The sequence below is a fragment of the Haemophilus parahaemolyticus genome (assembly GCF_002015035.1).
GTDB classification, from domain to species: domain Bacteria; phylum Pseudomonadota; class Gammaproteobacteria; order Enterobacterales; family Pasteurellaceae; genus Haemophilus_A; species Haemophilus_A parahaemolyticus.
This window is the reverse complement of the sequence record NZ_MUXY01000014.1, coordinates 40,387-66,838: the sequence shown is the minus strand read 5'-3', so window position 1 is coordinate 66,838 and position 26,452 is coordinate 40,387. Positions and strand designations below refer to the sequence as shown.

At 39.5% G+C, this 26,452-nt stretch carries 25 protein-coding genes, 2 tRNA genes and 2 pseudogenes; 8 read left to right on the top strand and 21 right to left on the bottom strand.

The window, feature by feature from the left end:
- The first annotated feature begins 8 nt into the window (after positions 1-8).
- The 3 genes and pseudogenes from tolB to B0185_RS10470 all read left to right on the top strand — a co-directional run.
- The gene (gene tolB, locus B0185_RS08330) at positions 9-1,289 is read left to right on the top strand and encodes a Tol-Pal system beta propeller repeat protein TolB (RefSeq protein WP_005705358.1); all 1,281 of its coding nucleotides are present in this window, start codon (positions 9-11) and stop codon (positions 1,287-1,289) included.
- 20 nt (positions 1,290-1,309) lie between these two features.
- A complete protein-coding gene (gene pal / locus B0185_RS08325) occupies positions 1,310-1,774 on the top strand; it encodes a peptidoglycan-associated lipoprotein Pal (RefSeq protein WP_005705364.1) in 465 nt (154 codons plus the stop codon).
- Between the two features lie 112 nt (positions 1,775-1,886).
- Positions 1,887-1,967 (top strand): annotated as a pseudogene (locus tag B0185_RS10470) (IS1595 family transposase); the annotation flags it as partial.
- 710 nt (positions 1,968-2,677) lie between these two features.
- Here B0185_RS10470 and B0185_RS10230 read toward each other — a convergent pair.
- The 9 genes from B0185_RS10230 to B0185_RS08285 all read right to left on the bottom strand — a co-directional run bounded on the left by B0185_RS10230 (position 2,678) and on the right by B0185_RS08285 (position 10,119).
- Positions 2,678-2,842 carry a DUF5363 domain-containing protein gene (locus B0185_RS10230; RefSeq protein ID WP_005705353.1) on the bottom strand — a complete coding sequence of 55 codons (165 nt, stop codon included), beginning with the start codon at positions 2,840-2,842 and terminating at the stop codon, positions 2,678-2,680.
- A gap of 82 nt (positions 2,843-2,924) precedes the next feature.
- Positions 2,925-3,416 (bottom strand): YajQ family cyclic di-GMP-binding protein, encoded by a 492-nt coding sequence (locus tag B0185_RS08320; RefSeq protein WP_005705362.1) that lies wholly within the window; start codon positions 3,414-3,416, stop codon positions 2,925-2,927.
- 1 nt (position 3,417) lies between these two features.
- Positions 3,418-4,293 carry a phosphoserine phosphatase SerB gene (gene serB, locus B0185_RS08315; protein ID WP_078208110.1) on the bottom strand — a complete coding sequence of 292 codons (876 nt, stop codon included), beginning with the start codon at positions 4,291-4,293 and terminating at the stop codon, positions 3,418-3,420.
- A 79-nt stretch (positions 4,294-4,372) separates the two neighbouring features.
- Positions 4,373-5,062 carry a nicotinamide riboside transporter PnuC gene (gene pnuC / locus B0185_RS08310; protein ID WP_005707412.1) on the bottom strand — a complete coding sequence of 230 codons (690 nt, stop codon included), beginning with the start codon at positions 5,060-5,062 and terminating at the stop codon, positions 4,373-4,375.
- A 22-nt stretch (positions 5,063-5,084) separates the two neighbouring features.
- Complete coding sequence (locus tag B0185_RS08305; protein ID WP_078208109.1) at positions 5,085-5,960, bottom strand: VirK/YbjX family protein; 876 nt, start codon at positions 5,958-5,960, stop codon at positions 5,085-5,087.
- Between the two features lie 74 nt (positions 5,961-6,034).
- Positions 6,035-6,658: a YfgM family protein gene (locus B0185_RS08300; protein ID WP_005706157.1), complete on the bottom strand. Its 624-nt coding sequence runs from the start codon at positions 6,656-6,658 to the stop codon at positions 6,035-6,037.
- 12 nt (positions 6,659-6,670) lie between these two features.
- Positions 6,671-7,942 (bottom strand): histidine--tRNA ligase, encoded by a 1,272-nt coding sequence (gene hisS, locus B0185_RS08295; RefSeq protein ID WP_005706174.1) that lies wholly within the window; start codon positions 7,940-7,942, stop codon positions 6,671-6,673.
- 59 nt (positions 7,943-8,001) lie between these two features.
- Complete coding sequence (ispG, locus tag B0185_RS08290; protein ID WP_005706215.1) at positions 8,002-9,117, bottom strand: flavodoxin-dependent (E)-4-hydroxy-3-methylbut-2-enyl-diphosphate synthase; 1,116 nt, start codon at positions 9,115-9,117, stop codon at positions 8,002-8,004.
- A gap of 15 nt (positions 9,118-9,132) precedes the next feature.
- A complete protein-coding gene (locus B0185_RS08285; protein WP_005706156.1) occupies positions 9,133-10,119 on the bottom strand; it encodes a RodZ domain-containing protein in 987 nt (328 codons plus the stop codon).
- 222 nt (positions 10,120-10,341) lie between these two features.
- On the opposite strand from B0185_RS08285, the gene B0185_RS08280 reads away from it, so the two are divergent.
- The 3 genes from B0185_RS08280 to trxA all read left to right on the top strand — a co-directional run bounded on the left by B0185_RS08280 (position 10,342) and on the right by trxA (position 13,803).
- The gene (locus B0185_RS08280; RefSeq protein WP_005706180.1) at positions 10,342-11,907 is read left to right on the top strand and encodes a SulP family inorganic anion transporter; all 1,566 of its coding nucleotides are present in this window, start codon (positions 10,342-10,344) and stop codon (positions 11,905-11,907) included.
- A 153-nt stretch (positions 11,908-12,060) separates the two neighbouring features.
- Positions 12,061-13,353, top strand: coding sequence for a nucleobase:cation symporter-2 family protein (locus B0185_RS08275; RefSeq protein ID WP_005706175.1), 1,293 nt, complete (start codon positions 12,061-12,063; stop codon positions 13,351-13,353).
- 132 nt (positions 13,354-13,485) lie between these two features.
- Positions 13,486-13,803: a thioredoxin gene (gene trxA, locus B0185_RS08270; protein WP_005706202.1), complete on the top strand. Its 318-nt coding sequence runs from the start codon at positions 13,486-13,488 to the stop codon at positions 13,801-13,803.
- Positions 13,804-13,904: 101 nt separating this feature from the next.
- Here trxA and lysS read toward each other — a convergent pair whose 3' ends face one another.
- The 3 genes from lysS to folD form a co-directional block, all read right to left on the bottom strand.
- A complete protein-coding gene (lysS, locus tag B0185_RS08265; protein ID WP_005706188.1) occupies positions 13,905-15,407 on the bottom strand; it encodes a lysine--tRNA ligase in 1,503 nt (500 codons plus the stop codon).
- A gap of 128 nt (positions 15,408-15,535) precedes the next feature.
- On the bottom strand, positions 15,536-17,011 hold the full coding sequence (gene rng, locus B0185_RS08260) for a ribonuclease G (protein ID WP_005706186.1): 1,476 nt from the start codon (positions 17,009-17,011) through the stop codon (positions 15,536-15,538).
- Between the two features lie 120 nt (positions 17,012-17,131).
- Positions 17,132-17,992, bottom strand: coding sequence for a bifunctional methylenetetrahydrofolate dehydrogenase/methenyltetrahydrofolate cyclohydrolase FolD (folD, locus tag B0185_RS08255; protein WP_005706163.1), 861 nt, complete (start codon positions 17,990-17,992; stop codon positions 17,132-17,134).
- Positions 17,993-18,164: 172 nt separating this feature from the next.
- On the opposite strand from folD, the gene B0185_RS08250 reads away from it, so the two are divergent.
- Both B0185_RS08250 and B0185_RS08245 read left to right on the top strand, forming a co-directional pair.
- Positions 18,165-18,241: transfer RNA gene (locus B0185_RS08250), tRNA-Pro, on the top strand.
- 48 nt (positions 18,242-18,289) lie between these two features.
- Positions 18,290-18,366: transfer RNA gene (locus B0185_RS08245), tRNA-Arg, on the top strand.
- A gap of 31 nt (positions 18,367-18,397) precedes the next feature.
- On the opposite strand, the pseudogene B0185_RS10365 reads toward B0185_RS08245, so the two are convergent.
- The 9 genes and pseudogenes from B0185_RS10365 to yhbY all read right to left on the bottom strand — a co-directional run.
- Positions 18,398-18,562 (bottom strand): annotated as a pseudogene (locus B0185_RS10365) (site-specific integrase); the annotation flags it as partial.
- Positions 18,563-19,010: 448 nt separating this feature from the next.
- Complete coding sequence (locus B0185_RS08235; protein WP_005706183.1) at positions 19,011-20,228, bottom strand: heme biosynthesis protein HemY; 1,218 nt, start codon at positions 20,226-20,228, stop codon at positions 19,011-19,013.
- A 9-nt stretch (positions 20,229-20,237) separates the two neighbouring features.
- Positions 20,238-21,551 (bottom strand): uroporphyrinogen-III C-methyltransferase, encoded by a 1,314-nt coding sequence (locus B0185_RS08230; RefSeq protein ID WP_005706206.1) that lies wholly within the window; start codon positions 21,549-21,551, stop codon positions 20,238-20,240.
- Between the two features lie 29 nt (positions 21,552-21,580).
- On the bottom strand, positions 21,581-22,336 hold the full coding sequence (locus tag B0185_RS08225) for a uroporphyrinogen-III synthase (RefSeq protein ID WP_005706168.1): 756 nt from the start codon (positions 22,334-22,336) through the stop codon (positions 21,581-21,583).
- A 3-nt stretch (positions 22,337-22,339) separates the two neighbouring features.
- Positions 22,340-23,266: a hydroxymethylbilane synthase gene (gene hemC / locus B0185_RS08220; protein WP_005706193.1), complete on the bottom strand. Its 927-nt coding sequence runs from the start codon at positions 23,264-23,266 to the stop codon at positions 22,340-22,342.
- A 58-nt stretch (positions 23,267-23,324) separates the two neighbouring features.
- Complete coding sequence (gene gloB, locus B0185_RS08215) at positions 23,325-24,032, bottom strand: hydroxyacylglutathione hydrolase (RefSeq protein ID WP_005706200.1); 708 nt, start codon at positions 24,030-24,032, stop codon at positions 23,325-23,327.
- Positions 24,033-24,303: 271 nt separating this feature from the next.
- Positions 24,304-25,221 (bottom strand): N-acetylglucosamine kinase, encoded by a 918-nt coding sequence (gene nagK / locus B0185_RS08210; protein ID WP_005706169.1) that lies wholly within the window; start codon positions 25,219-25,221, stop codon positions 24,304-24,306.
- Between the two features lie 2 nt (positions 25,222-25,223).
- Positions 25,224-25,952: a phosphatase PAP2 family protein gene (locus B0185_RS08205; RefSeq protein ID WP_005706197.1), complete on the bottom strand. Its 729-nt coding sequence runs from the start codon at positions 25,950-25,952 to the stop codon at positions 25,224-25,226.
- 64 nt (positions 25,953-26,016) lie between these two features.
- Entirely contained in the window at positions 26,017-26,325 is a 309-nt protein-coding gene (yhbY, locus tag B0185_RS08200; protein WP_005706190.1) for a ribosome assembly RNA-binding protein YhbY, read from the bottom strand.
- Positions 26,326-26,452: the final 127 nt, after the last annotated feature.

The window sequence follows — 26,452 nt, the reverse complement described above, 5'->3', positions numbered from 1 at the left end:
GTTAAAAAATGAAGTTTAAATCGCATTTAGCGAGTATAATGGGCGTGTTTACATTCTTATGTAGTGCTAACATTGCTAAAGCCGAGTCGGATGTGGTGATTTCGGTAGACGAAGGTGTGAGTATGGCTCAACCAATCGCTGTTATTCCTTTTAAAGGTAGTGCTAACGAAGATGTAGGTCAAATTATTGCTGACGATTTGCGTAACAGTGGTAAATTCTCTCCTATTGATCGAGCTAAACTGCCTGCTCAACCAGGTTCCGCAAGTGAAGTAGTTTCACAACAATGGACTGATATTGGTGTAGATATGGTAGTGGTCGGACAAGTAACGCCAGTGGGTGGTGGTTATAATGTCGCATACCAATTAGTTGATACGTTAAGTTCACCTGCTACTGTATTAGATCAAGGTGCATTTAATGTGCCAGCGGCACAAATGCGTCAAGGTGCTCACACTGTGAGTGATTTGGTCTTTGAAAAAATCACTCAAATTCGTGGTGCATTTAGAACAAAAATTGCATATGTAGTACAACGTGGTGTGTCATCATATGAGTTACGCGTCTCTGATTACGATGGTTTCAATGCTTTTAGCGTAGTTAAAAGTAAAGAGCCTTTAATGTCACCAGAATGGGCACCAGATGGTAGTAAATTAGCGTATGTGACCTTTGAAAATAAAAAAGCACAAGTTGTTGTTCATGATCTTCGCTCGGGTAGCCGTCGTGTCGTAGCTGCATTAAAAGGACATAATGGTGCACCAGCATTCTCACCAGATGGTTCAAAAATTGCTTTTGCATCTAACCAAGATGGTGAATTGAATATTTATGTTGTTGGTGCTGGTGGTGGTACGCCAAGTAAATTAACTGCAAATGCAGGAAATAATACTGAACCAAGTTGGTCGCCAGATGGTGGTTCAATTTACTTCACCTCAGACCGCTCAGGTTCACCACAAGTTTATCGAATGAGTGCATCAGGTGGTGGTGTAAGCAATGTAGGAGGCGGTGTTTCCTATGCAGCTAAGTCATCTGCTGATGGCAAGAATTTAATCATGATTGCTGGAGATAAAGTGGTAAAACGTGATCTCACTTCGGGTGGCACGGAAGTCTTAAGTTCAACGTTTTTAGATGAAAGCCCAAGTATCTCACCAAACGGCATTATGGTTATTTATAGCTCTACCAAAGGTACGAGTAAAGTGCTACAATTGGTGTCCGCAGACGGTCGTTTTAAAGCAAATCTGCCTGGTGCAGGAGGGCAATATAAGTTCCCTGCTTGGTCACCGTATTTAACTAAACAATAATCTTCTCTTAGGAGTATAAAATGAAAAAACTAGCTAAAGTTTTAATGGTAGCGGCGCCAGCTTTCGTATTAGCGGCATGTAGCTCATCTTCAGACAACGCAGCAGCAAATGCAAATGCAAATGATGCAGCACAACAATTTGGTGGTATGTCTGCACAAGATTTACAAACTCGTTACAACACTGTGTACTTTGCATTTGACAAATACGATATTCAAGGTGAATACCGTACATTATTAGATGCTCACGCAGAATTATTAAAAGCAACTAAAGCAAACGTAACTGTTGCAGGTCACGCTGATGAACGTGGTACTCCAGAGTACAACATCGCATTAGGTCAACGTCGTGCAAACGCAGTACAAAACTACTTAGCACAACAAGGTGCATCAAATGTTGCAACCGTATCTTACGGTGAAGAAAAACCAGCAGTTTTAGGTCATACTGAAGCTGACTACGCGAAAAACCGTCGTGCAGTATTAGAATACTAATTTCTACATTTTATAGAAACTTAGTTTATTAAAAATGAAGCCCTGTTTATCAGGGCTTTATTTCTTTGTATAGAAACAAACTAACGACTAAAAATTCTATTTAGGTTAAGATAGCCAAATGAGAAAACATTATTTACTAAAGTTTAATGACATCCCCAAAGCACTCTTTGGGTTATATTTAAAAGAATGTAAATAGCATTTTAATCACAGAGATTTAAAAACTCAAATTTCCATTTTAAAACAATAAGTTAAGGTAAGTTTAAGTAAGCTATCTAGGATAGCCCCTTAATAAGTATTAATAAAGGTTTACTGGTAAGATGTCCTGTGCCTTTGAGGTTGGCTACATAGAAGGATTTTGAGAACCGAAGTAACCCAAGTGAGCCATTTCAATATCCCAACGTGATGCCATCTTCTTTTTTGCTCTCTAAGGATTATGCTTACGACTCACTTAAGATAATGCTTTTTCTACAATCGACTTCTCAAGTGCGATTAATCTTGGTTTGAAATAAACTAAATTGTGTCTTAACTAAATGGAATACACCATGCCTGCGAAACCAAAATACCTTGTTTACTCAGTTCATTTCTAACACAAGCCTATCCAAAAGTAGGATTATCTAAGGTAAATTACACCCGCGACTTGCTCAACTCCTCATCAAGTATTTCAGGTTAGGTACACGTTGATTTTGATTAAGCAAGCTTCAATTCCACCTTATTCTTCGGATAAATGGAATAAACCAGTATTGAGTTTAATAAGAAGGTTATTAAAATAAAACATGAGAGTTTCCTTTTTTGTTTAAATTGATTTGACACTCATATTCTAAACAGGAAACTCTCACTTTTTATTGTGATTTGTCAGATTAAGTCTGCTCTTATACAAACAAACATTATCAACTCTTTTGTCTACTATTCTTCTTTTTTCTCCTTTTTCATTCGACTTTCTGGCTCAGGATCAAATTTTGCAACGGGGACGCAACCTCTGCAGGCACCACGATTGACGCCAAGTTCTTCGCAAAATTGATCATATTTTTCTAATGTTTTCTTAAACCAGCTTTTTTTCTCATCACTCATTTTTCTTTCCTCCAGTTTGAAAAAAACGGTGAGATTTCTCTGTTATCTTGCAAATCTAAGAGAAAATTTCACCGCTTGTTTATTAATCTCGGAAGTTATTGAATTGGAACGGTTGTCCTAATTCTGCACCTTTCACCAGTTGAATAACAGATTGAAGGTCATCACGAGATTTACCTGTAACACGCACCTGATCGCCTTGAATCTGTGCCTGTACTTTAATTTTTGCATCTTTAATCAGCTTCGTGATTTTTTTCGCCATTTCGGTTTCAATCCCTTGTTTTAGTTTAATCTCTTTACTGTAAAGTTTGCCGTGATGTTCGCTTTCAGATGGAATATCAAGAGAGTTATGCTCAATACCACGTTTTACGCAAGAGCCAATTAAAATCTCAATCAATTGATCTAATTGGAAATCCGATTCGGTTGTAATTTTGATAGTCTCATTTTTTTCATTTAATTCGATTATCGCCTCTACACCGCGAAAATCGTAGCGTGTGCTTAATACGCGGTTAGCATTTTCCACCGCATTACGCACTTCGTGTAAGGTAATTTCTGAAACAATGTCAAAAGATGGCATTTTACTTTCCTCTTAATTTATCAAAAATAGTTTTTGCATTTAACAACAATAAAATCGCTGTTAAGTCTGCAAAGTTTACCACAAATTTCGCTTGTTCTTGTACTTTGGGTTTAGCGTGCAGTGCTACGCCTAAAGTGGCGGTTTTGAGCATCGGTAAATCGTTCGCACCATCACCTACTGCAACCCATTGGCTGGCTGGAATTTGGTATTTTTTTCCCAATATTTCAAGTGTCTCTTTTTTATATTGTGCATCCACTACTTTGCCAAGCACTTTGCCTGTGAGTTTGCCATCGATAATTTCCAGCTGGTTTGAGACGGCATAATCTAAGCCGTAAGTCTCTTTGAGATAGTCCGCAAAATAATCAAAACCGCCAGAAGCAATGGCAATCTTCCAGCCTTGTTGTTTAAGCGTCTGCACCAACATTTTAAAGCCATCCATAAGTGGTAAGTTTTCTCGCACTTTTTGCAAAATGCTTTCTGGAGAATTTTCAAGCGTACCCACACGTTTGCGTAAACTTTGTTCAAAATCTAACTCACCACGCATTGCACTTGCGGTAATTGCTGAAACGACTTCGCCTGTTCCTGCCAATTTTGCAATCTCATCGATGCATTCGATTTTGATTGCGGTCGAATCCATATCCATAAGCAACAAGCCTTGTTGATTGAAATCAGGTATTTCTGTTAAATCTGCAAGATCAACATTTAATTGGCGAGCGATTTCTTTGTATTGACAAGCGGTCGATTCTGTTTCAAAAAATGCAATTTGGGAGTCTAAATAGCCTATTTGCCCGACACATTCTGCTAAAATCTGCTGGCTAAATTGATCAATTTGGTGGTGAGAAAGTTGTTTTGCGTAAATAAAAATTGTGTTTGGCATATTATAGATAATCAAAAGTTGTAGAGCGAGCGTCAGTCCGCCAAACAATAGATATGGCGGACTAAAGCCTTCTCTACGTTTAGTTATTTGTTTTTTGCAATTTACTCCAGTTGTAATAACCGTAAAGCGAATTAAGTAAGTAAGCGGAATACATCACATACATTGAGGTATTTTCTGCCCAAAGTGCAATAGAGATAATGTTAAGCACAATCCAGAGTAGCCATTGCTCGCGGTAGCGTAACACCATCAAAACTTGTGCTGCAATCACAATAATAGTACTTAAACCATCTAAACCGGTGGAACTACCGCCATAATAATTAAGCAGCTCAACGAAAAGTAAAGTACCAATGATTAAGAAAGCAAGCAAACCAATCCATCCTTTAACCGTCAAGGCTTTGGCAATTACCGCAGCACTATTTTGCTCTTTTTGCATATTAGCTTTCCATAAGAAATAGCCGATAAATTGAGCAGGAATATAGACATAAAGTGTGGTATTCATTTCGCCTAAAAAGTTAGCACCAAGCGAAATATAGAAATAGGTATAGGCAAAAATTAGCCCGAAGAAGTAGTTACTGATCTTCCCTTTACTCACGAATACATTACAGATAATCCCTGCAATGCCTGAAACCATCCCTAAAATCGAATCAGGATTATAGATATAAATTCCAATTTGTACTGCAATAAAGAGCAGCAACCAAGCGGCTTCAAATGGCTTCCAGCCACCAAAAAGTTCTTGTTTAGTTTGAGCAAGCAATTGATTGTAGTTCATAAAACCTCCAAAGACATCTTATTTAAAACTGTTGAATATCAGATAAAATCTTGTCCAACATTGCATAGCGTTTATGATACATAGAACGCTTTTTACTTGCAATATCGTCTAATGATTTTCTCTCAATCGTCAGTGGCAAGAACCAATAACCATTGTGATAATTAGCCTGATTTTCTTGCCAAAATTCATTGTAATTAAACAGAATTTTACTTCGAGCGGAAAGCCGATATTTACCTTGTGCTTTATGAGAAATGCCGACTAATTCACATTGCCATTTTTCCGCTAATATTTTAAACACATTCACAATCATAAACATCGGACGAATGCCATACATTGCTTTTGTCGCATTTCTTACTCTATCTTGAGCATTATCACCAGCAGGTCCTTGAATAGAGGCAATGAGCAACTTATTTCTATCTAAAAAAGTAAAAGAAGCATCATAAATTCGCTTTTGCTCCTGATCTCTAATACTCAGCGAAAAATAGCCTTCAAAAGGATCAATACTATTGATATTGAGATAAAGATTTAATCCTTCTGGCAATTCGCTTAATAAAATCGAATGTTCCTTTAATAATTGTTGGCAAACTGCTGTTCCTAATTTACGCTCTGCAATCTGAAAATGATCAATTATCGCTGTTAATCGTTGTGAAGCTGAAAAACGTTGATCACAATAAGTTTGTAATAACGCATTAAAGCGATAATAGCATTGCGTAAAAAGAGGTTGCCATTGAGGATTTTCATTTAAAAATCGGACTAAACTTTTACATTGCTTCTTATATAAAAAAGAGTATCCATAATAACGTAACTTTTCTCTCACTTGCTTGAGAAAAGGACGATTATTTGATTCTGGATACATTTGCTCATAAGTTGGAAATAATAATTTATTAGTTGAACCCATATGATTTTCTATTAAAAACCCCATACCTAATATCCACAAAAAAGAGATTACTGACATAATCTCCCTTTATCCACTTATAAATTATTGATTTTTAGCTCAATAAGCTCACGTTCTTGTCCAGAGGTCTTCGCTTTAATTTGCTCATAAGCACTTTTTGCCGCTTCTTTATCGCCTTTTGCCGCAAGTAGATCTGCTACAAATAATTGTTTACGTGCGTCCCACGCTTGATCTTTAATTTGCTCAAGGTTAGCTAAAGCAGAATCAAATTCTTTTAATTGGAAATCGACCGCTGCTAAACGAAAGCGAATAATCGATTGTAATGAAGGATCTTTCACTTCATTTAAAGCTGCTTGTAATTGACTTTTTGCGGCAGCAAAATCTCCTTTTACCACTGCATTTTTCGCTTCTTCAAGTTGCATAAAAATCGCATAGTTCGTGCCTTTCGCTTCTTCTAAGAATTTTGCTACAAGCGGTTGATTTTTCACAGGGTCTTGCTCATAAGCTTCCATTGTTGCTTGATAAGAAATCGAAGCTTGAATCGCTGATTCAGCTTGATGACTTTTCCAGAAGTTCCAGCCAAAACTTGCTGTAGCAAAAACAAAAATAGCTAATAAAATAGGTGTGCTATTTTCTTTAAACCAGTTCTTTGCTTCTTCGAACTGCTGTTCTTCGGTTTTATTAAGATATTCGCTACTCATTAAAATTTCCTATTAAAAATATGTTTTTAAGGTATTAATTAAATCTGCCTGACTAATCGTAATTTGCTCTGCACCATTGCGTAAATCTTTCACGACAACAGTCTTCGCTTGTACTTCGCTTTCACCAATCACTAATGCATATTTAGCTTCGATTTTATCAGCACGTTTAAATTGTTTTTGAAATTTACCGCCAGAGCAATGTGTCATCACGCGTACTTGCGGTAATTCGGTACGAATTTGTTCCGCAATTTGGAAGGCATTTAATGTTGTGCCTTCGCCTGCATAAACAAGATATAAATCGACCGCTTGTGGAAGAGCAATTTCTTTATTTACCTCTTGCACGAGCAATACTAAACGCTCTAATCCCATCGCAAAACCGACACCTTGTGTTGCGTGTCCGCCTAATTGTTCTACTAAGCCATCATAACGACCACCACCGCAAACCGTACCCTGTGCACCTAATGCTGAAGTCACCCATTCAAAGACCGTTTTGTTATAGTAATCTAAGCCGCGTACTAACTTAGGATTGATTTCGTATTTCACGCCCATTGTATCTAATAAACCGCAAAGCTGGCTGAAATGTTCGCGGCTATCATCATCTAAATAATCCAACAGTTTTGGTGCACCGTTTAGCACTTCTTGAAGCACTTCATTTTTAGTATCCAAAATACGCAATGGATTTTTTACTAAACGCTCTTTTTCTTCATCGCTCATTAAATCTTGATGATTTTCTAAGAATGATACTAAAGCGGAGCGGTAATTTGAACGTGCTTCAAGTGAACCGATTGAATTTAATTGCAGTGAAACGTGTTGATCAATGCCTAATTCTTTCCAAAGGCGAGCGGTTAAAATAATCAATTCCGCATCAATTTCAGGATTTGCAATGCCGAACACTTCCACGCCTGCTTGGTGGAATTGGCGATAACGCCCTTTTTGTGGACGCTCGTGACGGAACATAGGGCCCATATACCATAAACGTTGCTCGTTATTATAAATCCAACCACGTTCAATCGCTGCACGTACGCAACCCGCGGTGCCTTCTGGTCTGAGTGTTAATTGTTCATCATTATCCCAGAACGTATACATTTCTTTTGAAACTACATCGGTCACTTCACCAATCGCACGCGCGAAAAGTGGCGTGCTTTCTACTATGGGCATACGAACTTCTGAATAGCCATAGCTTGCCAGAACGTGACGTACTTTAGCCTCTATCCATTGCCATAATGGAGATTCTGTTGGAGAGCAATCGTTCATTCCACGAATTGCTTGAATGGTTTTTGCCACAATATTGTCCTTTTAATTTTGAATTAATGCCTATGAATTAGGCAAAATAAATAGATAAACTACGCTGGAGTAATCATAATACGTTGTGATTGTTCAGCCACGCGAGCACGAATTTTGGCTTCTAACTGGTCGATCAATTTGTCGTTATCAAAACGCTCTTTTTGACGCACGCCATCTAAGTAAAAACCACTCATTTTGTTTGAGCCTGTTACGCCTAAGTCAGAAACCAATGCTTCGCCTGGCCCATTTACCACACAACCGATAATTGATACATCCATTGGCGTTAAAATATCTTCTAAGCGTTGTTCTAATGCGTTTACGGTCGCAATTACATCAATTTCTTGACGTGAACAAGTTGGGCAAGCGATAAAGTTGATACCGCGTGAACGAATACGGAGCGATTTTAAAATATCAAAGCCGACTTTCACTTCTTCCACAGGATCTGCAGCTAAAGAGATACGCAAGGTATCGCCAATCCCTTCTGATAATAATAAGCCTAAACCAATCGCTGATTTCACCGAACCTGCACGAGCACCGCCTGCTTCAGTAATACCTAAATGCAGAGGTTGCACGATCTGTTTTGCAAGTAAGCGATAAGATTCGACCGCGAGGAACACATCAGAGGCTTTTACGCTTACTTTGAAATTATCGAAATTAAAGCGATCTAAAATATCCACGTGGCGTAACGCACTTTCAAGCAAAGCTTGTGGTGTGGGTTCGCCATATTTTTCTTGCAAATCACGCTCAAGCGAGCCTGCATTTACCCCAATACGGATGGGGATATTTTTATCTCTTGCACAATCCACTACCGCACGAATACGCTCTTCGTTCCCGATATTACCTGGATTGATACGCAAACAATCTACGCCATATTCCGCCACTTTTAAAGCAATGCGATAATCGAAGTGAATATCTGCGACTAAAGGCACATTCACTTGCTGTTTAATCACTTTGAATGCTTCAGCTGCATCCATGGTTGGCACAGAAACACGAACAATATCCGCCCCAACTTTTTCTAACGATTTAATCTGAGCAACCGTCGCTTCCACATCAGTAGTGCGAGTATTGGTCATTGATTGCACAGAAATCGGTGCATCGCCCCCCACAGGCACTTTGCCCACCCAGATTTTTTTTGACTCACGACGCTTAATCGGAGAATGTTGTACTGCTGACATATTTAATTCAAACCCTTATTGTGCTAATGGCAGCTTAATACGTGCCACACGTCCATCAATTTTAAGCGGCACTTCTTGCCCTTTATAATAAATTTTCACATTCGCAGGTGCACCAATGGTTAAGCGGTATTGCTCGTTACCATTGAAAGTCAGTACTTCACCATTGTGATATAATTTTTCAGCTAAGCTTTTCTTGCTCTGATTACCTTTTACCGTAATCCAACTCTCTTTGCCTGTAATTTCAATGCGTAAATCATCGTTCCCGATGGCAGTTTCCGCTACTGGAGCTACCCTATTTGGGGCATTTTCATCAGTAGATTGAGCCAACACATCTGTTGCAGTGATTGGTGTAGTTTGTGTTGTATTCGTTTCAACATTTGCCACCGTAGCAAAGGTTTCAGACTGTGCTTGAGCTGGGGTTTGCTCGACCACCGGTGCAATGTTTTCCGCATTTTCGACCGCTTGTGCCGCAGTTTGAGCTGTTGGTTCAGTTGGTGTCTCCTGTGAAGTAATTTCAATCGCATTATTCGTTGCAGGCGTTGTTTCAACTAGCACAGCATTATTTACAAACTGCTCGCGGTTTTCTTGCTCTTGTTGGTAATCTTGCCACCACCAAAGCAACGTCATACCAATCGCAGCTAATAGCACAAAAATAGTGAGATATTTTACCCATAAATTTTGTGATTTTTGCATCACTTTTCCAGCAGAAGTTTTATGCAGCACTTCTTTAGGAATTTTTACCTCGCCATAGTTTACGCTTGAAGCCAGATCTTCTGGCAACCGTAAAAAACGTAAATAGTTACGCACATAGCCACGCACAAAGGTTGGTGCTACATTTTGCAAAATAAAAATATCGTTTTCGAGCGATTCAATATGCGATTTTTTAAGATTTGTTTTTTGTGCAACATCTTCAATAGATAATTGCAGAGCTTCACGCGATTGCTTGAGTTGCTGTCCTAGCGAGAGTGTATCTGTTGAAAGTGTGATGCGAGATTCGGTCATAACAAAGTTCTTTTAATTAAACACACAAAAATATCCGAAAGTTTAAAGATATCATCCCAATTTTGCAAATTTTAACTGAGGAATTTGCAAAAATTTGAGCAGAAAAAGGGAATTTCTCAAAAATTTTGTCAAAATCTGATATATAGCAAAATTTTTTGCAAAAATCAGGCGTAAAATGACCGCTTGTTTTATCCTTTTTACTTCATTTTATACGAGGACGCTATGCCCCAAACAGCGCACCAAAAAACTTCAAAATCCTCACTGGTTAAACAAAATTTTGCTTCTGGATTGGTGGTTTTTCTGGTCGCCTTGCCACTCTGTTTAGGTATTGCCCTTGCTTCAGGTGCTCCACCGCTTTCGGGCATTATTTCAGGCATTGTTGGCGGTATTATTATCGGCTGGTTGAGCACTTCGCATATCAGTGTGGCAGGGCCAGCAGCGGGCTTGGTGGCGATTGTATTAGGTGCAATTACGCAACTCGGTAGCTTTGAGCTTTTTTTATGTGCAGGCATTATTGCAGGCGTTATTCAGCTCATTTTAGGCGTGATTAGAGCAGGTAGCATTACCAACTATATTCCTGTAGCGGTGATTGAAGGAATGCTTGCGGGTATTGGGTTTTTAATTATCATTAAACAGATACCTTATGCGATTGGCACGGATAAACTGCTTTTTAACGGCACGGATTCTTTCATTAACATCCATCTTGGCACTTTAATTATCACACTACTTTCAATACTCATTATGCTTAGTTGGGATCGTTCCGCTAAACTCAAAAAGATAAAACTACTTCCTTCCGCGTTGATTGCAGTGATTGTTAGCGTCTTGCTAAATAATCTTTTTATTGCTTTAGATAGCCATTTAGCCGTACCTAAAAATCAGCTAGTGCATTTGCCTGCTCTCTCTTCTTGGCAAGATTTAAAAGATTTCGTAATTTTTCCTGATTTCAGTGGGTTTACTCATCCATTTATCTGGGTAACAGGGGGAACGATTGCGATTGTTGCATCTATTGAAACCTTACTCTCTATTGAAGCAGCTGATCGATTGGATGTAAAACGTCGGCTTACCGATTCCAATCAAGAATTACGGGCTCAAGGCGTGGGCAATATTATTTCCTCTCTACTTGGCGGATTGCCTATTACAGCGGTCATTGTCCGCTCATCGGCAAATGCCAACTCAGGAGCTACACATAAATTTTCCACCATTATTCATGGTGTTTTGTTACTCATTTGTGTGCTTGCTATTCCTACTTTTCTGAATCAAATCCCGCTTGCCACTCTTGCGGCTGTATTGATTTTAGTTGGCTATAAACTTACTCGCCTAACAGTTTTCAAACACTTTTGGCATAAAGGCATTTATCAATTTATCCCATTTATCGTTACTATGATTGCGGTAGTGCTTTTCGATCTACTCAAAGGCGTAGGGCTTGGCTTGGTTATCAGTATTCTATTTATTCTGCACGGCAATATGAAACGTGCTTACTATCTAAGCCGAGAAGAACTTGCCGATGCTTCGCAAATCCGCCTTGATTTAGCCGAAGAGGTTTCATTCCTCAATAAAGCCGCAATCAAAAAAACGCTTAAAAATATTCAGCCTAACTCAATGGTGATTATTAATGCAGAACATACCGCTTACATTGCTTGTGATGTACTAGAACTAATTGAAGATTTCGCCACAATTTATGCCAAAGAGAACAATATCCGCGTGATTTTAAAGGGCTTTAAAGCCGATTATGATAGTCATATAGATCAACATTCAAATATTAAAGTAGAGCATCATAAGCGAATATAGCTATTTGAATATACATAATACCAATTATTATTCTACTTAGTGTTTCTGATTCATAAATCATTATCCCAATGCTAACAATCTACCTAGCAATCGTTTGCGTAATTGACTGCTAGCTCGTATAATTCGTCTCAGTTTTTTTATATTGAGGCTTATATGCAAACTTTACGTTATCCTGTTAATTCAAAACCTCCTTTCGGATTAACCCTTCTTTTAGCTCTTCAACATCTTCTTGCTGCACTTGGTGGTATCATTGCTGTTCCTCTCGTTATAGGCAATGTGTTAAAACTTCCAACGCCAGACACCATTGTGCTTGTAAATGCAGCCCTTTTAGTTTCAGGCATTGTCACTATTATTCAATGCCGAGGAATTGGTCCTATTGGTTTACGTTTACCAAGTGTAATGGGCACCAGTTTTACGTTCGTGGCGGCAGCTCTGGCAATTGGTTTTAGTGAACACGGCGTGGCGGGTATTTTAGGAGCTTCATTAGTAGGATCACTGATAATGGTCATCGGAAGCTTCTTTATGCCTTATGTACGTAAGTTATTCCCACCTGTGGTAACCGGTGTTGTCGTTATGATGATTGGTCTAAGCCTTATCCCTGTGGCGGTAGATTGGTTTGCAGGTGGTCAAAAAGGCGATGCCAACTATGCCGATCCAGCTAATCTTGCAATGGCAACATTTGTGCTTGTGCTCGTGGTAATTTTAGTTCAATGGGGCAAGGGAATTTTCTCCGCTGCGGCTATCGTCATTGGTATGATGGTAGGCTATGTCGTGGCATTATCCTTCGGTTGGATTAGCTTTGAAGCGGTCAAAAATGCAGAAATTGTTGCAATTCCTCAACCTTTACATTTCGGTTTAGCATTCCCTATCTCAGGGATTATTGGAATGTCGATTGCTTATTTAGTTACCATTGTGGAATCAAGTGGTAACTTTTTAGCATTGGGTAATGCCACTCAAACAGAGATTACAGGTAAACATTTACGCGGTGGTGTGTTGTGTGATGGATTAGGCTCTGCCTTTGCAGCAATTATGTCTACAACACCATTTTCATCATTCGCCCAAAATATTGGCGTAATTTCTCTAACGGGCGTAGCAAGTCGCCACGTAGTGACCGTAATGGGTGTATTGCTCGTTTTTGCAGGCATTTTCCCATGGTTTGGAGCGTTAATCGTTTCTATTCCAAGCCCTGTATTAGGCGGTGCTGGTTTGGTAATGTTTGCGATGATTATCGCAGCAGGTATTCAAATGCTTGATAAGGTAGAGCGTTCAAAACGTAACGGTTTAATTATTGCGATTTCCATCGGTTGTGGTTTAGCAGTTACAACTCGCCCTGAACTGCTTAATAAATTGCCAAGTTTCTTTAAAGAAGTCTTTGGGTCTGGGATTACCGTAGGTTCAGTGTTAGCTCTTGTACTTAACCTGATTTTACCCGAAGATAAAGAATAAAATTATCAAAGCAATTGGAAAAATAGACTTGAAATTAGCTGGTTGAAACCTTATCTTGAAGCCAGCCGAACACCACTGATTCCTCGGTGGTGTTTTTCTTTTATTAAAATAATGTAAACAAGGGAATTAATTATGACTTTACAAGTTACCGATGCAACATTTGAACAAGAAGTACTAAAATCTGATGTCCCAGTATTATTAGATTTCTGGGCACCTTGGTGTGGTCCTTGTCGTATGGTAGCACCAATTTTAGATGAGTTAACAGAAGAGTTTGCAGGTCGTGCGAAAATTGCAAAAGTGAACGTAGATGAGAACCAACAAGTACCAGCACAATTTGGTATTCGTTCAATTCCAACATTAATTCTTTTCAAAGATGGCCAAGTGGTTGCAACACAGGTAGGCGCTTTACCAAAATCTCAATTAGCGGCTTTTGTTGAGCAAGCATTATAAGAATAAATACAAAAGTATATACCACTAACTAATTAAGTATCTTTAGTAAACAAAAGGCATAATCCCAACAGATTATACCTTTTTTCACTTTTTAACTTAATTTATTTCTGACGCATCGCGGGGAATAAGATCACATCACGGATAGATGGTGCATTTGCGAAAATCATCGCTAAACGGTCAATGCCTAAGCCTTCGCCTGCTGTTGGTGGTAAACCGTGTTCAAGGGCTACCACGAAGTCATCATCAAAGAACATCGCCTCGTCATCGCCGGCTTCTTTCGCTGCTACTTGTGCATGGAAGCGTTCTGCTTGGTCTTCTGCATCGTTTAATTCTGAGAAGCCGTTACCAATTTCACGTCCGCCAATGAATAATTCAAAGCGGTCAGTCACTTCAGGGTTTTCATCGTTGCGACGTGCAAGCGGTGAAATTTCCGCAGGGTGCGCCATTAAGAAGGTTGGTTGAATTAATTGATGTTCTGCCACTTCTTCAAAAATGGCATTCACTACAGAACCTAAGCCCCAAGATTTTTGAATTTCAATACCTAAACCTTTCGCGATTTCTACTGATTTTTCGAAATTGTCTAAATCTTCGCGTTTAATTCCGTTGCCGTATTTCACAATCGCATCGTGCATAGTGATACGCTCGAACGGTTTGCCGAAATCAAAGGTATATTCACCGTAAGGCACGGTGGTTGTGCCAAGAATATCAATCGCTAATTTGCGTAATAATTCTTCGGTGTTGTCCATTAAATCGTGGTAGTCCGCATACGCTTGGTAGTATTCAATCATTGTGAATTCTGGGTTATGGCGAACTGAAACGCCCTCGTTACGGAAGTTACGGTTTAATTCAAACACACGCTCAAAGCCGCCCACAACAAGACGTTTTAAGTAAAGCTCAGGGGCAATACGCAAATACATATCCACGTCTAATGCGTTGTGGTGCGTGATAAATGGTTTCGCTGCCGCGCCGCCTGGAATCACTTGCAACATTGGGGTTTCCACTTCGATAAAGTCTTTATCTAAGAAGAATTGACGAATGCCCGACACCACTTTTGAACGAATAACAAACGCACGGCGAGATTCTTCGTTCGCAATTAAGTCTAAATAACGTTGGCGATAACGAATTTCTTGGTCAGTTAAGCCTTTGTGTTTGTTTGGTAGTGGGCGAAGGGATTTGGTTAAAAGCTGTAATTCGCTGGCACGCACGGTTAATTCACCTGTTTTAGTTTTGAACAGTGTACCTTTTACGCCGATGATATCACCTAAATCCAATAAGCTTACGGTGTTTTGGTATTCACCTTCAGGTAAATTATCGCGTGCCACATAGAGCTGAATCTGACCGCTCACATCTTGAATAGTAATAAAAGTTGCCTTACCCATCACACGACGTAACATTACACGCCCCGCAACCACCGCTGGAATCGCTTTTTCTTTTAGCGCTTCGCCATCAATATCGTTGTATTTTGCATGTAAATCCGCTGCTTTATCTTCACGACGGAAAGTGTTTGGGAACGGATTACCACGTTCGCGTAATTGGGCTAGTTTTTCACGGCGAGCAATCATCTCACCATTCAGATCTAATTCTGTATTTTCTACTTCAGACATTTTATTACCTTTAATTTGGGTTGAAATTGGAAAAAAACGCTCGAATTATAGCGGATTTTGCTGGTATTTGGTAGGAAACAAGCGGTCAAAATTGGCAAAAGTTTTGCGAAATTTGACCGCTTGTAACTTTACATCACCACTACATCAAACTGATCTTGATGATAATAAGGCTCTAATTTTACCTCGACTTTCTTGCCAATGAAGGCTTCAAGTTCAGCAAGGGAGGCATGGCTTTCTTCGTTGATTAAATATTCTGCTACTTCTTTTGAAGCGTAAACTCGCACTTTTTCGGTGTTGAATAAGTGATGAACTCGCACGATTTCACGCAAGATTTCGTAGCAAACCGTTTCCACCGTTTTAATCGTGCCACGACCTTTACAAGCAGGGCAATCGCAGCAGAGAATGTGTTCAAGGCTTTCACGCGTGCGTTTACGGGTCATTTCCACTAAGCCAAGCTGAGTAAAACCATTTACATTAGTTTTCACACGGTCGCCTTTTAATGCCATCTCAAGCGATTCTAGTACCCGCTTACGATGCTCTTCATCTTGCATATCAATAAAGTCGATAATGATGATGCCACCTAAATTCCGCAATTGCAGTTGATGAGCAATAGCTTGCGTTGCTTCAATGTTCGTATTGAAAATGGTGTGAGCCAAATTACGTGAACCAACGAAAGCACCCGTGTTGATGTCTATCGTAGTCATCGCTTCAGTCTGCTCAATGATTAAATAGCCACCTGATTTCAGATTCACTCGTTTATCTAAAGCACGTTGAATAGCTTCTTCAACGCCATACGCATCGAATAACGTTTGTGTGCCAGAATAAAGACTGACGCTGTCTGTGAGCTCGGGCATAAATTCTGATAAGAATTCTTTTACTTGCTCGTAGGTGGTTTTAGAGTCGATTTTAATCGAGCAAATATGTGTGCCAACAAAATCTCGTAATACGCGCTGTGCTAATGCCAACTCACCATAAAGCATTGATTTAGTAGGGTATTTTTCTTTGCGTTCTAACACTTTTCGCCATAAACGTTTTAAAAAAGCGGCATCTTGCTCAAGGCTTTCTTCCTTTACTTCTTCCGCTGCGGTGCGAACAATAAAACCGCCTAATTCATCGCAATAAGGCTCTACGAGAGCTTTTAAACGGTTTCGTTCAGCTTCGCTTTCAATACGTTGCGAAACGCCTACATGGCTGTTTTCAGGCATAAAGACCAAATAGCGAGAAGGCAAGGTAATATCAGTAGTTAAGCGAGCCCCTTTTGTGCCAAGCGGATCTTTTACAACTTGCACTACAATATCTTGTCCTTCACGTACTAATTCGCTGATGTTTTTTACCACAAATTGTTTTTTTTCATTTTCGTCCACACATTCGGTATGTGAAACAATATCAGAGGCGTGTAAAAATGCAGCTTTTTCCAAACCAATATCCACAAAAGCCGATTGCATCCCTGGTAATACACGGGTGACTCGCCCTTTGTAAATATTGCCGACAATCCCGCGTTTTGCCTCACGCTCAATATGAAGCTCTTTTAAAATCCCGTTTTCGACCAATGCTACCCGAGTTTCACTTGGAGTCACATTGACCAATAATTCAGCACCACTCATTTTGTTATTCCTTAAAATTTGATTGTAGTAAGTTTAACACTTTGTAAAAGTGCTGTAAAAATTAACCACTTGAGATAGAAATAAAAAAGCCTAATACTATTCAATATTAGGCTCTCAAAATTATGCATTCACTATGTGTTGTTCATACGCTTGTAAAGTATTTTGCATCAACATAGCTACCGTCATTGGGCCTACGCCACCCGGTACAGGAGTAATAAAATCAGCTCGTTCAGCAGCAGCTGCAAAAGCAACATCACCTTTTAGTTTGCCATCTGCACCACGGTTAATCCCTACATCAATCACAATCGCACCTTCTTTTATCCATTTACCACTAATAAACTCAGGTTTACCAACTGCAACAACTAAAATATCTGCTTGGCGAACGTGGCTTTCTAAATCTTGTGTGAAGCGATGAGTTACTGTAACGGTACAACCACCTAACAATAACTCTAATGCCATGGGCCTGCCTACGATATTTGAGGCTCCTACAATTACCGCGTGTTTGCCATATAAATTTACCCCCGTGCTTTCAAGCAGTTTCATCACGCCATACGGAGTGCAAGAGCGTAAAGTTGGAATTCGTTGGCATAAACGACCAACATTGTAGGGGTGGAAACCATCCACATCTTTATGTGGTGCAATCGCTTCGATAACTTTGGTGGAATCAATCTGTTTTGGTAAAGGTAATTGAACTAAGATGCCATCAATAGCGTTATCGTGATTAAGTTCATCAATTAAAGAGAGTAGTTCAGATTCAGATGTTGTTTCAGGTAGGTCATAAGATTTAGAAAAAATACCGATTTCTTCACAACTACGGCGTTTACTGCCAACATAAACTTGTGATGCAGGATCTTCACCCACTAAAATTACAGCTAACCCTGGAGCACGCTTTCCTTGGGTAATGTGTCCCGCAATTTTGGTTGCAATATTGGCTTTGATGTTTTTAGATAATTCAGTACCTGAAATAATTCTGGCAGTCATAAACTCTCCTTAAATGAGGGGATGATGATATGAAAACGTTTGCTATTTTCTCAAAAAAAAGGCTTTTTGATAAGTAAATTTTAAGAAACGCATAAAACTCAATCATCTGATAGAAATATAGCGATTTTTATTTGACAAGCCAATCGATCTCTCTATAATGAAAACCACTTATCGGCGAGTAGCGCAGCTTGGTAGCGCAACTGGTTTGGGACCAGTGGGTCGTAGGTTCAAATCCTATCTCGCCGACCACTCTTTTTTAATTTCAGAAATCCTTTCTTAAATAATTATCTTAATAATGCGCCCTTAGCTCAGCTGGATAGAGCAACGCCCTTCTAAGGCGTGGGTCAAAGGTTCGAATCCTTTAGGGCGTGCCATAAATTTACTTTTAAATCAATTATTTATGAACTAAGCAACAAGTTTTAATCTTGGTTCATTTTTCGAATCTTCCGTAAATGTACCGTAAATCTCGACTTTATTTGCGTGTTCCAATAGATGATCTATATTTAAATGTGCATATTTTTTTACCATTTCGAACATTTCCCAACCACCAAGTTCTTTCGATATGAATAAACTCAGGCTTAATCTAATAAATTAAAATAAAAAGTGAGAGTTTCCCGTTGACATAGTAGATACAAGACAGATTTACTTCATTTATCCAAAGAATTAGGTAACATCTTGCAAACCTGTAAAATTATGGGCATAAGTTGTGATATCTTTTATCACTATCAATAAGTAGCAGAACAAGGTGGGGTTGAAATTACTAATCAAAATCAACGTATGCCTAATCTGAAAAAGCGTGTCTATAAGAAACAAAATAAAATGTATTGCGGAAGAACTCAAATGGAAACATTACTTGATAGATGGAGAAACGTACTTAGGCAGAAAAGAATCTAAACTTAAATTAATCTGACAGGCACGAGTTTTTAAACAGGAGACTGTCAGATTGAGTTTGATCTTCTACAGTTTATTTTTCAATAATATTAGAAATTCTTTTATTTTAGACTTTTACTTCACTCTTCTAACTCTCCACCTTCTCCGCAATATTCACTTTCTTCAAGTTAATTTGGCGGATTTTCTCGGCAAGTTCTGTGTCGCCTACTTGTTCAGCGACGTATAACGCCATAATTCGGTCGTTTGCGATACATTCTTGGTGCTCTAACAAGTTTGCAAAATAATCTTTCGCACGACTGAAATCACCTTCACGGGCATAAATGTAGCCTAATGCTCTAGCGTAACCATCGGTGTAATGCACATCGGCTTTTGCCATTCGTTTCATCAATAATTTAATGAGTTTTGCCCCTTCATCAATTTGCAAGCGGGTTAATTGTTCGAATAAACCATCAAGTTGCTCATCTTCATATTTTTTGAGCGTTTCGAAGGCAAGCTCTTGGGCAGATTCGTGATCTTCACTATCGATTAAGCGTTTAATCAATCCTACGCGTGCATAAACAGATTTACGACGGCGGCTTGGTTGTTCTTCCCACCAGCTGAGTAATCCTTCTTGCCCCGTTTCGTTCATTACTTCGTCGAGTAATCCATCGTCTACGAAATGTTCAAGGGCTTCATACTCTTCACAGGAAAGGAAACTGCGTTGCCCAATGCTTTCCAAGATTTTATCTAACGCTATATAGGCTTTTGAATCTTGGTAAATACGAATTGCTAAGCGTAACACTTCCCTATTGTTTGAGGTAAGCTCTAATAAGCTATCAATGGCGGTACGTGCTGCTGGTAATTTACCTTGTTGCACGAGAATTTTCGCACGAGCCAATTCTACAACGATATTATTTTCGCCTCCAATTTTGCTTGCTTCTATTAAATATTTATTAGCTTCTAAATCGTCGCCACGTTGTTGTGCGGCTTCTGCGGCTTTGATTAAGTTAATGAGCGGCTCATCAACATATTTTGCATTTTTACTGAACAATTTCTCGGCTTTAGAATAATTGCCCTCACTCATTTGCATTAAACCTTCCAAAGTTTCTTGTTGAGCTCGTTTTTGTTTACGATACAAAAACCAATCATACGAACCTTTGCTTAAGCGGCAGAATCGACGAACAAGCCATTCAATGCCATAAACCAATGCCATTGCAGCCGCAAAGAAAAGTACTAAGGTGACAAGACTCATCTCAATAATTTTGGTATCAGTTTCAATCCGCACATAACCTTGCTGCCCAGCCAAATAAGGACCCGCTACTAAAGCCGCAAGCACTAATAACATTAAAAAGAGAACACGAAACATAGCTCCTCCTTATTGTGCTTGAGCATCTTTAGTAGATTGCTCATCCGATTTTTCAGCAGGCTTTTCACTTACTTTTTCACCCGTTTTTGTTGTTTCTTGAGCAGGTTCAGCTTTAGCTTCTTCTATTTTTGAAGGCTCTACAAGCTCTTTTTCTTCCTTAATCTCAATCTTGTCTAATTGCACTGGCTCTTTTCTCAAGATGTTATTTAACACATTTAAACTCTGCAATTGTTCAGGCACATCAAGATAGATAGATTGTTCACTCAACTCATCCAACTCTTTGAGAAAGTTTTTCACATTCTCATTTTGCGTATTGAAATAGCTACGAATCCAAGTACTAACCGCTTCTAACGATTTATCGTAAAGTGCATTCTGCTGACGTGGAATTGCTAAAATGGCTAATTGTAAACGTAAGCGGATATTTTCACGCAAATAAACTTCTTGATTTGGAGCGATAAAACCTTTCTCGTCATTGTTATTTTTGTCGCTCACGCGGATGAAATGATCTAAGAAAGAATTTGCGGTTTTCTCAATATTTTGCTGCCAATCGTCAATTGAATTACTCACTTCGCCCGCATTTTGAGTGGTATTCACACTTTCATTTTCCAACATCGGTAAATCATCCAAATTGTTTGCCAATGCTGTTAAACGTTGCATTAATCCATTTTGATCGACTTGGTTAACACTTTTTAAATTATTGAGATCCGCTTGAATTGCTGTACGAACTTGAGCCACTTGAGATAAATAATGGCTATTTGTCACTTTTGCCAACGCCACATCTGCTTCTTCTAACAAGCTTTGAGCAGTGTCTACGTCGGTATCAATCTTGAGCTTACGCAATGCGTTGTTTAATAAGAAATTTGCATCCGAGAGCAACCACGCACTTGAGTCAGCTTGCGTTGAATTAGCTCGCTTAACTTGAGTTTGTAATGCAAGGATTTGGCTAGAGTAAGCCCCTTGCTCTTTTTCTAATTGAGCGATACGCTCTAAGGCTTTATCGTAACTACCTACAAGCTCATCTAATTGTGCTTTTTCTTTTGAAAAATCCACCGCTTGTATAGTATTCTCTGCACTTGCTACTTTAGTTAAAGCCTGCAATTGTGTATTCACTTCAGCTAATTTTTCAGCACCGAAATAATACCCTGCACTACCAACAGCTAATGCAACGAATAAAGCTAATAAGCCGATTGCCGTGCCACTCTTTTTCACTACAACTCTTTCAGGCATCACGCCTGCAGAAGCTAAATTCTCTGCAAATTTTTCTGAAGATTCGACCGCTTGTGCTAGCGTTTCTTCTGAATTTGGCGTATTTTTTTCTGACATAATCACCTCTTTCCACGAAAACAAAACTGTTATCGCTTATTGTTTACTAATACATCTAATAAAGTTTGATTATCTGCTTTTTGCGACACAATGATCTTATCACGTTCCCAGCCATATTGCTTAGCTAAAGTCGCAATTCGCTCGCCCACTACTACAACTTGGCACTCAAATAGCCAAGATTGATCTTCACTAGCCGTCTGCTCTACTAAGATTGCTAAAATTTCACCGCTTGTAATCACAATGGTATCAATGCCCGAACGTTTAGCAAGACTAATTTTCTCGGAAAGCTGCTCAGAAATCAGCACGCGACGATAACACTCCACATTCTGTACCACTGCTCCACGTTTTACCGCTTCTTGAGCCAATAATTCTCGTCCGCTATCCGCACGTAAAATCACCAGGTTTTTACCTTCAAGTGCTTGCATTTCTGGAAGCTCTAACACGCCTTCGCTATTTTCAAAGTGGATAGGAAATTTGGCCGCTTGTTCTGATTTTTCAGCAAAATAACTGGCAGTTCGTATCCCAACAGAGAAATATTGCAGATCACGGCGGAATTTAAAACCTGTTTCAGCCAGCGTATTATAAGCAAAATCAATCGCATTTTTCGACACAGCAAAGACATAATCGCCTGTATTCAGCTGTGAAAAAAGCGAAGGTAAAATTGGCAATTCTCGCCCCGCTTCTAGCGTAAAAAGCGGTTGATGCAAAGCGAAAATCTGCTGTTGGTTGAGTAACTCTACCAACTCTTGCCCACGTGCGTCGGGGCGAGTCACTAATACATTCATAAATTATTCAGCATAAATTTCAGCCAGAATTTTATCCGCACCTTGTGCAAGTAGTTGCTCAGCGATTTTCACACCAAGCAGCTCTGCTTCACTCACTGGTGCTTTGCCTGTGGCTCGAATAATGCTCGAACCATCTAATGCTCCAACTAAAGCATTCAAAGTAATTTCGCCATTTTTAATGGTCGCAAAACCACCGATTGGCACTTGGCAACCACCTTGCAAGCGAGTGTTCATTGCACGTTCTGCCTTCACACAACAAGCGGTCGTTTCATGGTTTAACTTTGCAAGGTAGTTCAATATGCGTTCATCATTGATGCGGGTCTCAATTCCCACCGCACCTTGCCCCGCCGCAGGCAACGATTGCTCAACGGAGATAAAACTTTTGATGCGTTCAGGCATTCCTAAGCGGATTAAACCTGCCGAAGCTAAAATAATCGCATCATATTCGCCATTGTCTAACTTGCTTAAACGCGTTCCCACGTTACCGCGCAATGATTTCACAGTTAAATGTGGATATTTCGCCATTAACTGACATTGGCGTCGTAGGCTTGAAGTCCCCACCACGGCTCCTGCTGGCAATTCGTCCAAATTCGCATAATGGTTAGAAACAAAAGCATCACGCGGATCTTCACGCTCACAAATCACCGCCAATCCCAAACCTTCAGGGAAACTCATCGGCACATCTTTCATCGAATGCACAGCGATGTCTGCTCGATTTTCTAACAGTGCCAACTCCAGCTCTTTCACGAACAAGCCTTTACCGCCAATTTTTGCCAGTGGCGTATCTAAAATAATATCGCCTTTGGTCACCATTGTGACTAGTTCGACGCTTAATTCAGGGAAATGTTTTTCTAATTCTGCTTTAACAAAATTCGCCTGCCAAAGTGCTAATGGGCTCTGGCGAGTTGCAATACGTAGAGTGTCTTTCATTTTTTATATTATTTCATATTATTTAAAGATTAATCCTATCATTTTTTAGGAAAAATCACTAAAAATTATCTTTCTTCTGACGCAATTTGATAAACTCTTCCAATGTTTCTACCTGTAAAAACGGATTAATTACTAACTCTTTTTCAAGCGTTGTTGGCAAAGTTGGACGATGTTGTTCACGTTTCATTAACGCTAATTCTTGATATTCAAAGAAAGCACAGCTCGGCTTCATCACCGTTTCAGCAAATTTTAAATTACTTGCTGTATATTCGTGAGCAGGAAAAATTTCGACAAAACTTGGTAAGGCTTTAAAGCGTTGAAGAGCTTCAAATTCGGCTTGGTAATTACCTGTAAATATGCGACCACAACCCGCAGAGAATAATGCATCGCCACAAAATAAGTATTCATTGCCAAACAGGTAGCTTACGTGCTGCTCGGTATGCCCTGCACTTTCAATCACGCGAACATCATAGCCAAACAGTTCTAAATGCTGTTCAGGTTGAACAATTTCATTCGCCCATGTTTGGCACTCTGCCGAACCGTAGACGGCAATGCTTGGGTATTGTTGCTTAATTGCATCCACACCTCCCACATGATCATGGTGATTATGAGTAAGCAAAATTGCGGTTAAATTTAGCGAATGTTTTGCAAGATAATCTAATGCAGGCTTAGCTTCGGAAGGATCAACAATAATAGCTTGGCTCTCTTGAGCAATAACCCAAATGTAGTTGTCCGATAGAGCGGGGATGGGGGTAATGTTTAGCATATTTTTCCTTTTATATTTTACTCTCTTTGTTTTATCTTCTGCCAAATCTCCCCTCCCCCTCTTTGCTAAAGAGGGGAGATTCTTTAATAAATTGATAGTTGTTGGCTTATTTATATTCTCAATTTTTACAATGTTGATGTTGGACGTGAAAATCTAATTTTGCTATAACAATCCCCTCTTTAGCAAAGAGGGGGAGGGGAGATTTAGCAGTAGCAATTAACGAAGAAATTAATCAACCAACCTCAACTTGTTATTACCCTAGATCATATATTTATTTTAAGAACAACGCAGCTGCTCCACGTGTGCCGCCTGAGTCACCGTGGATCGCTTTTTTGATCACTGGTACTTTTGCCGTACGCATTAAATGCGGTGGTAACGCTTTTGGTAGTGCCTCGTAAATGTAATCAAAGTTTGATAAACCACCGCCAAAGACGATCATATCAGGGTCTAAAATGGTAATTAAGTTACCAATTGAGATCGCCATCAATTCGATAAATTTCTCAACAAATGCCACCACTTTCGGCTCTTTTGCGTAGAAGCGCTCAATAATTTCTTTCGCTTTTACTGTCTCTTTTTCTAAAGATTGGAACAACATTTCAAAGCCACGACCTGACAGATAGGTATCTAAACAGGCACGATTGCCACAGCCGCAATCATAGATTGGTGCGTGATCCCAACCAAGTAGTTTTAAAGCGTGGTAGTCTAATTGCATATGACCCACTTCTCCCGCCATACCAATATGACCTGAGTGAATTTTGCCATCAAATACTAAGCCACCGCCAAAGCCTGTGCCTATAATTAAACCAAGCACGGTGGAGTATTGCTTGTTGTTTTCATCCCAGGCTTCAGAAAGAGCAAAGCAGTTTGCATCGTTTTCGCCGCGCACCTCACGCCCTAAGCGTTCGCTTAAATCTTTTAAGATAGTTTTACCATCGGCTACGCGAATATTAGTAATTTCACCCACGCCAGTTTCACGGTTTACAAAGCCTGGTAGCCCTAAGCCAACAAAGCCTTTTTCACCAAATTTTTCATCTGCATTACGCACTAATGTTTCGATGGTGTAAAGCCAATCTTCATAGTTTGTTTGCGGGGTTGGCACGCGTTCGCTATACAGTTTTTCCAATTTTTCATTGAAAGCCGCAAGCTCAATTTTTGTGCCACCGATGTCTAAGCCGTAATAAACTGCCATAATTAACCTCGTTTTTTAAATAATGAAAATCTTTCAGCAAAAGGGATAATCCAAATAAAGAGGATGCAATGGAATATCCACGCAATCAGGGTGCTAATAAAGAGATCGATTGGATAATGCATGCCAAAACGCAAACGGCTGATTAACATTAACGCTGCCCAAACTAATGCAAAACCTTGGGCAAAAACGACCGCTTGTGAACGTATTCCGATTAATAAGCCCGCAAAAAGGAGCAGCCACGAAACCGCAAAAATCGTATGTCCTGATGGGAATGAATAGCCTGTTTCCCCTTCACGATGTTTTGCCACCAGCGGGAAATTGTGGTTTTGGTAGTGCTGTGCGACTAATACCGCTCGTTCATCACGTGAAAGTTCATAAAATTGCTCAGCTTGTGCTTCTCCCCCCATCATTTGCACCACATAAGGGCGCGGCTCTGCAAATACATTTTTTGCAACTGTTTTTATCGCTTGCGTGCCGATCACAGAAGTAGCACAAATTGCCCCCACTAAAATCCAAGAGTAACGTTTTGCCGCTAATTTCATTAGCCATAACATAAACACAACGCAGGTAATCAAAGCATAAGGAGCTGAACCGCTTTCGGTTAAGAAATACATAAAGGTATCGAAGCCTGAAATTAAATGAGCATCATTAACCCAATGCCAACCTGTTGCCCAGACAAAGAGCGGAATACAAAGCATTAAAGCGGTATAAAAAGAGAGTTTATTAACCATAATAGTGTTTAAAAAGAGAAAATGGGCATATGCCCTGATGACCTCAAAAGGCTGCCCATTTTAATTAAATTGATTTTGTTGCTTTTGGTAAAGTGATTTTTTTGTCATCACTTTGGCGATAAAGCACTAAAATATGACCGATCGTTTGCACATTTACTGCTTTGGTTTCACGCACGATCGCATCAATAATGAGCTGTTTTACTTCACGATCTGCACCTGCAATTTTCACTTTGATCAATTCATGATGATTTAATGCGTTATCAATTTCAGCCAACACGCCTTCAGTTAAACCGTTGCCACCCAGCATAACCACAGGGCTTAAATGGTGTGCCAAGCCTTTCAAAAATTGTCTTTGTTTTGTTGTTAAGTTCATTTTGTTCTATTCCGAAAAAGGGTAAAAAATTGGTGTAGAAAATAGCACAAAAGCGAAGTTTTTAAAAGTCAAAGCCGAAAAAAGATAAGTAAAGATGGAAAGTAAAATAGCCTCTTAACACGTGCTA

Bases quoted from the DNA above. Each gene is read 5' to 3' on its own strand.
- tolB (WP_005705358.1), top strand. From the start codon at position 9: ATGAAGTTTAAATCGCATTTAGCGAGTATAATGGGCGTGTTTACATTC.
- pal (WP_005705364.1), top strand. From the start codon at position 1,310: ATGAAAAAACTAGCTAAAGTTTTAATGGTAGCGGCGCCAGCTTTCGTA.
- B0185_RS10230 (WP_005705353.1), bottom strand. From the start codon at position 2,842: ATGAGTGATGAGAAAAAAAGCTGGTTTAAGAAAACATTAGAAAAATAT.
- B0185_RS08320 (WP_005705362.1), bottom strand. From the start codon at position 3,416: ATGCCATCTTTTGACATTGTTTCAGAAATTACCTTACACGAAGTGCGT.
- serB (WP_078208110.1), bottom strand. From the start codon at position 4,293: ATGCCAAACACAATTTTTATTTACGCAAAACAACTTTCTCACCACCAA.
- pnuC (WP_005707412.1), bottom strand. From the start codon at position 5,062: ATGAACTACAATCAATTGCTTGCTCAAACTAAACAAGAACTTTTTGGT.
- B0185_RS08305 (WP_078208109.1), bottom strand. From the start codon at position 5,960: ATGGGTTCAACTAATAAATTATTATTTCCAACTTATGAGCAAATGTAT.
- B0185_RS08300 (WP_005706157.1), bottom strand. From the start codon at position 6,658: ATGAGTAGCGAATATCTTAATAAAACCGAAGAACAGCAGTTCGAAGAA.
- ispG (WP_005706215.1), bottom strand. From the start codon at position 9,117: ATGTCAGCAGTACAACATTCTCCGATTAAGCGTCGTGAGTCAAAAAAA.
- B0185_RS08285 (WP_005706156.1), bottom strand. From the start codon at position 10,119: ATGACCGAATCTCGCATCACACTTTCAACAGATACACTCTCGCTAGGA.
- B0185_RS08280 (WP_005706180.1), top strand. From the start codon at position 10,342: ATGCCCCAAACAGCGCACCAAAAAACTTCAAAATCCTCACTGGTTAAA.
- B0185_RS08275 (WP_005706175.1), top strand. From the start codon at position 12,061: ATGCAAACTTTACGTTATCCTGTTAATTCAAAACCTCCTTTCGGATTA.
- trxA (WP_005706202.1), top strand. From the start codon at position 13,486: ATGACTTTACAAGTTACCGATGCAACATTTGAACAAGAAGTACTAAAA.
- lysS (WP_005706188.1), bottom strand. From the start codon at position 15,407: ATGTCTGAAGTAGAAAATACAGAATTAGATCTGAATGGTGAGATGATT.
- rng (WP_005706186.1), bottom strand. From the start codon at position 17,011: ATGAGTGGTGCTGAATTATTGGTCAATGTGACTCCAAGTGAAACTCGG.
- folD (WP_005706163.1), bottom strand. From the start codon at position 17,992: ATGACTGCCAGAATTATTTCAGGTACTGAATTATCTAAAAACATCAAA.
- B0185_RS08235 (WP_005706183.1), bottom strand. From the start codon at position 20,228: ATGTTTCGTGTTCTCTTTTTAATGTTATTAGTGCTTGCGGCTTTAGTA.
- B0185_RS08230 (WP_005706206.1), bottom strand. From the start codon at position 21,551: ATGTCAGAAAAAAATACGCCAAATTCAGAAGAAACGCTAGCACAAGCG.
- B0185_RS08225 (WP_005706168.1), bottom strand. From the start codon at position 22,336: ATGAATGTATTAGTGACTCGCCCCGACGCACGTGGGCAAGAGTTGGTA.
- hemC (WP_005706193.1), bottom strand. From the start codon at position 23,266: ATGAAAGACACTCTACGTATTGCAACTCGCCAGAGCCCATTAGCACTT.
- gloB (WP_005706200.1), bottom strand. From the start codon at position 24,032: ATGCTAAACATTACCCCCATCCCCGCTCTATCGGACAACTACATTTGG.
- nagK (WP_005706169.1), bottom strand. From the start codon at position 25,221: ATGGCAGTTTATTACGGCTTAGACATCGGTGGCACAAAAATTGAGCTT.
- B0185_RS08205 (WP_005706197.1), bottom strand. From the start codon at position 25,952: ATGGTTAATAAACTCTCTTTTTATACCGCTTTAATGCTTTGTATTCCG.
- yhbY (WP_005706190.1), bottom strand. From the start codon at position 26,325: ATGAACTTAACAACAAAACAAAGACAATTTTTGAAAGGCTTGGCACAC.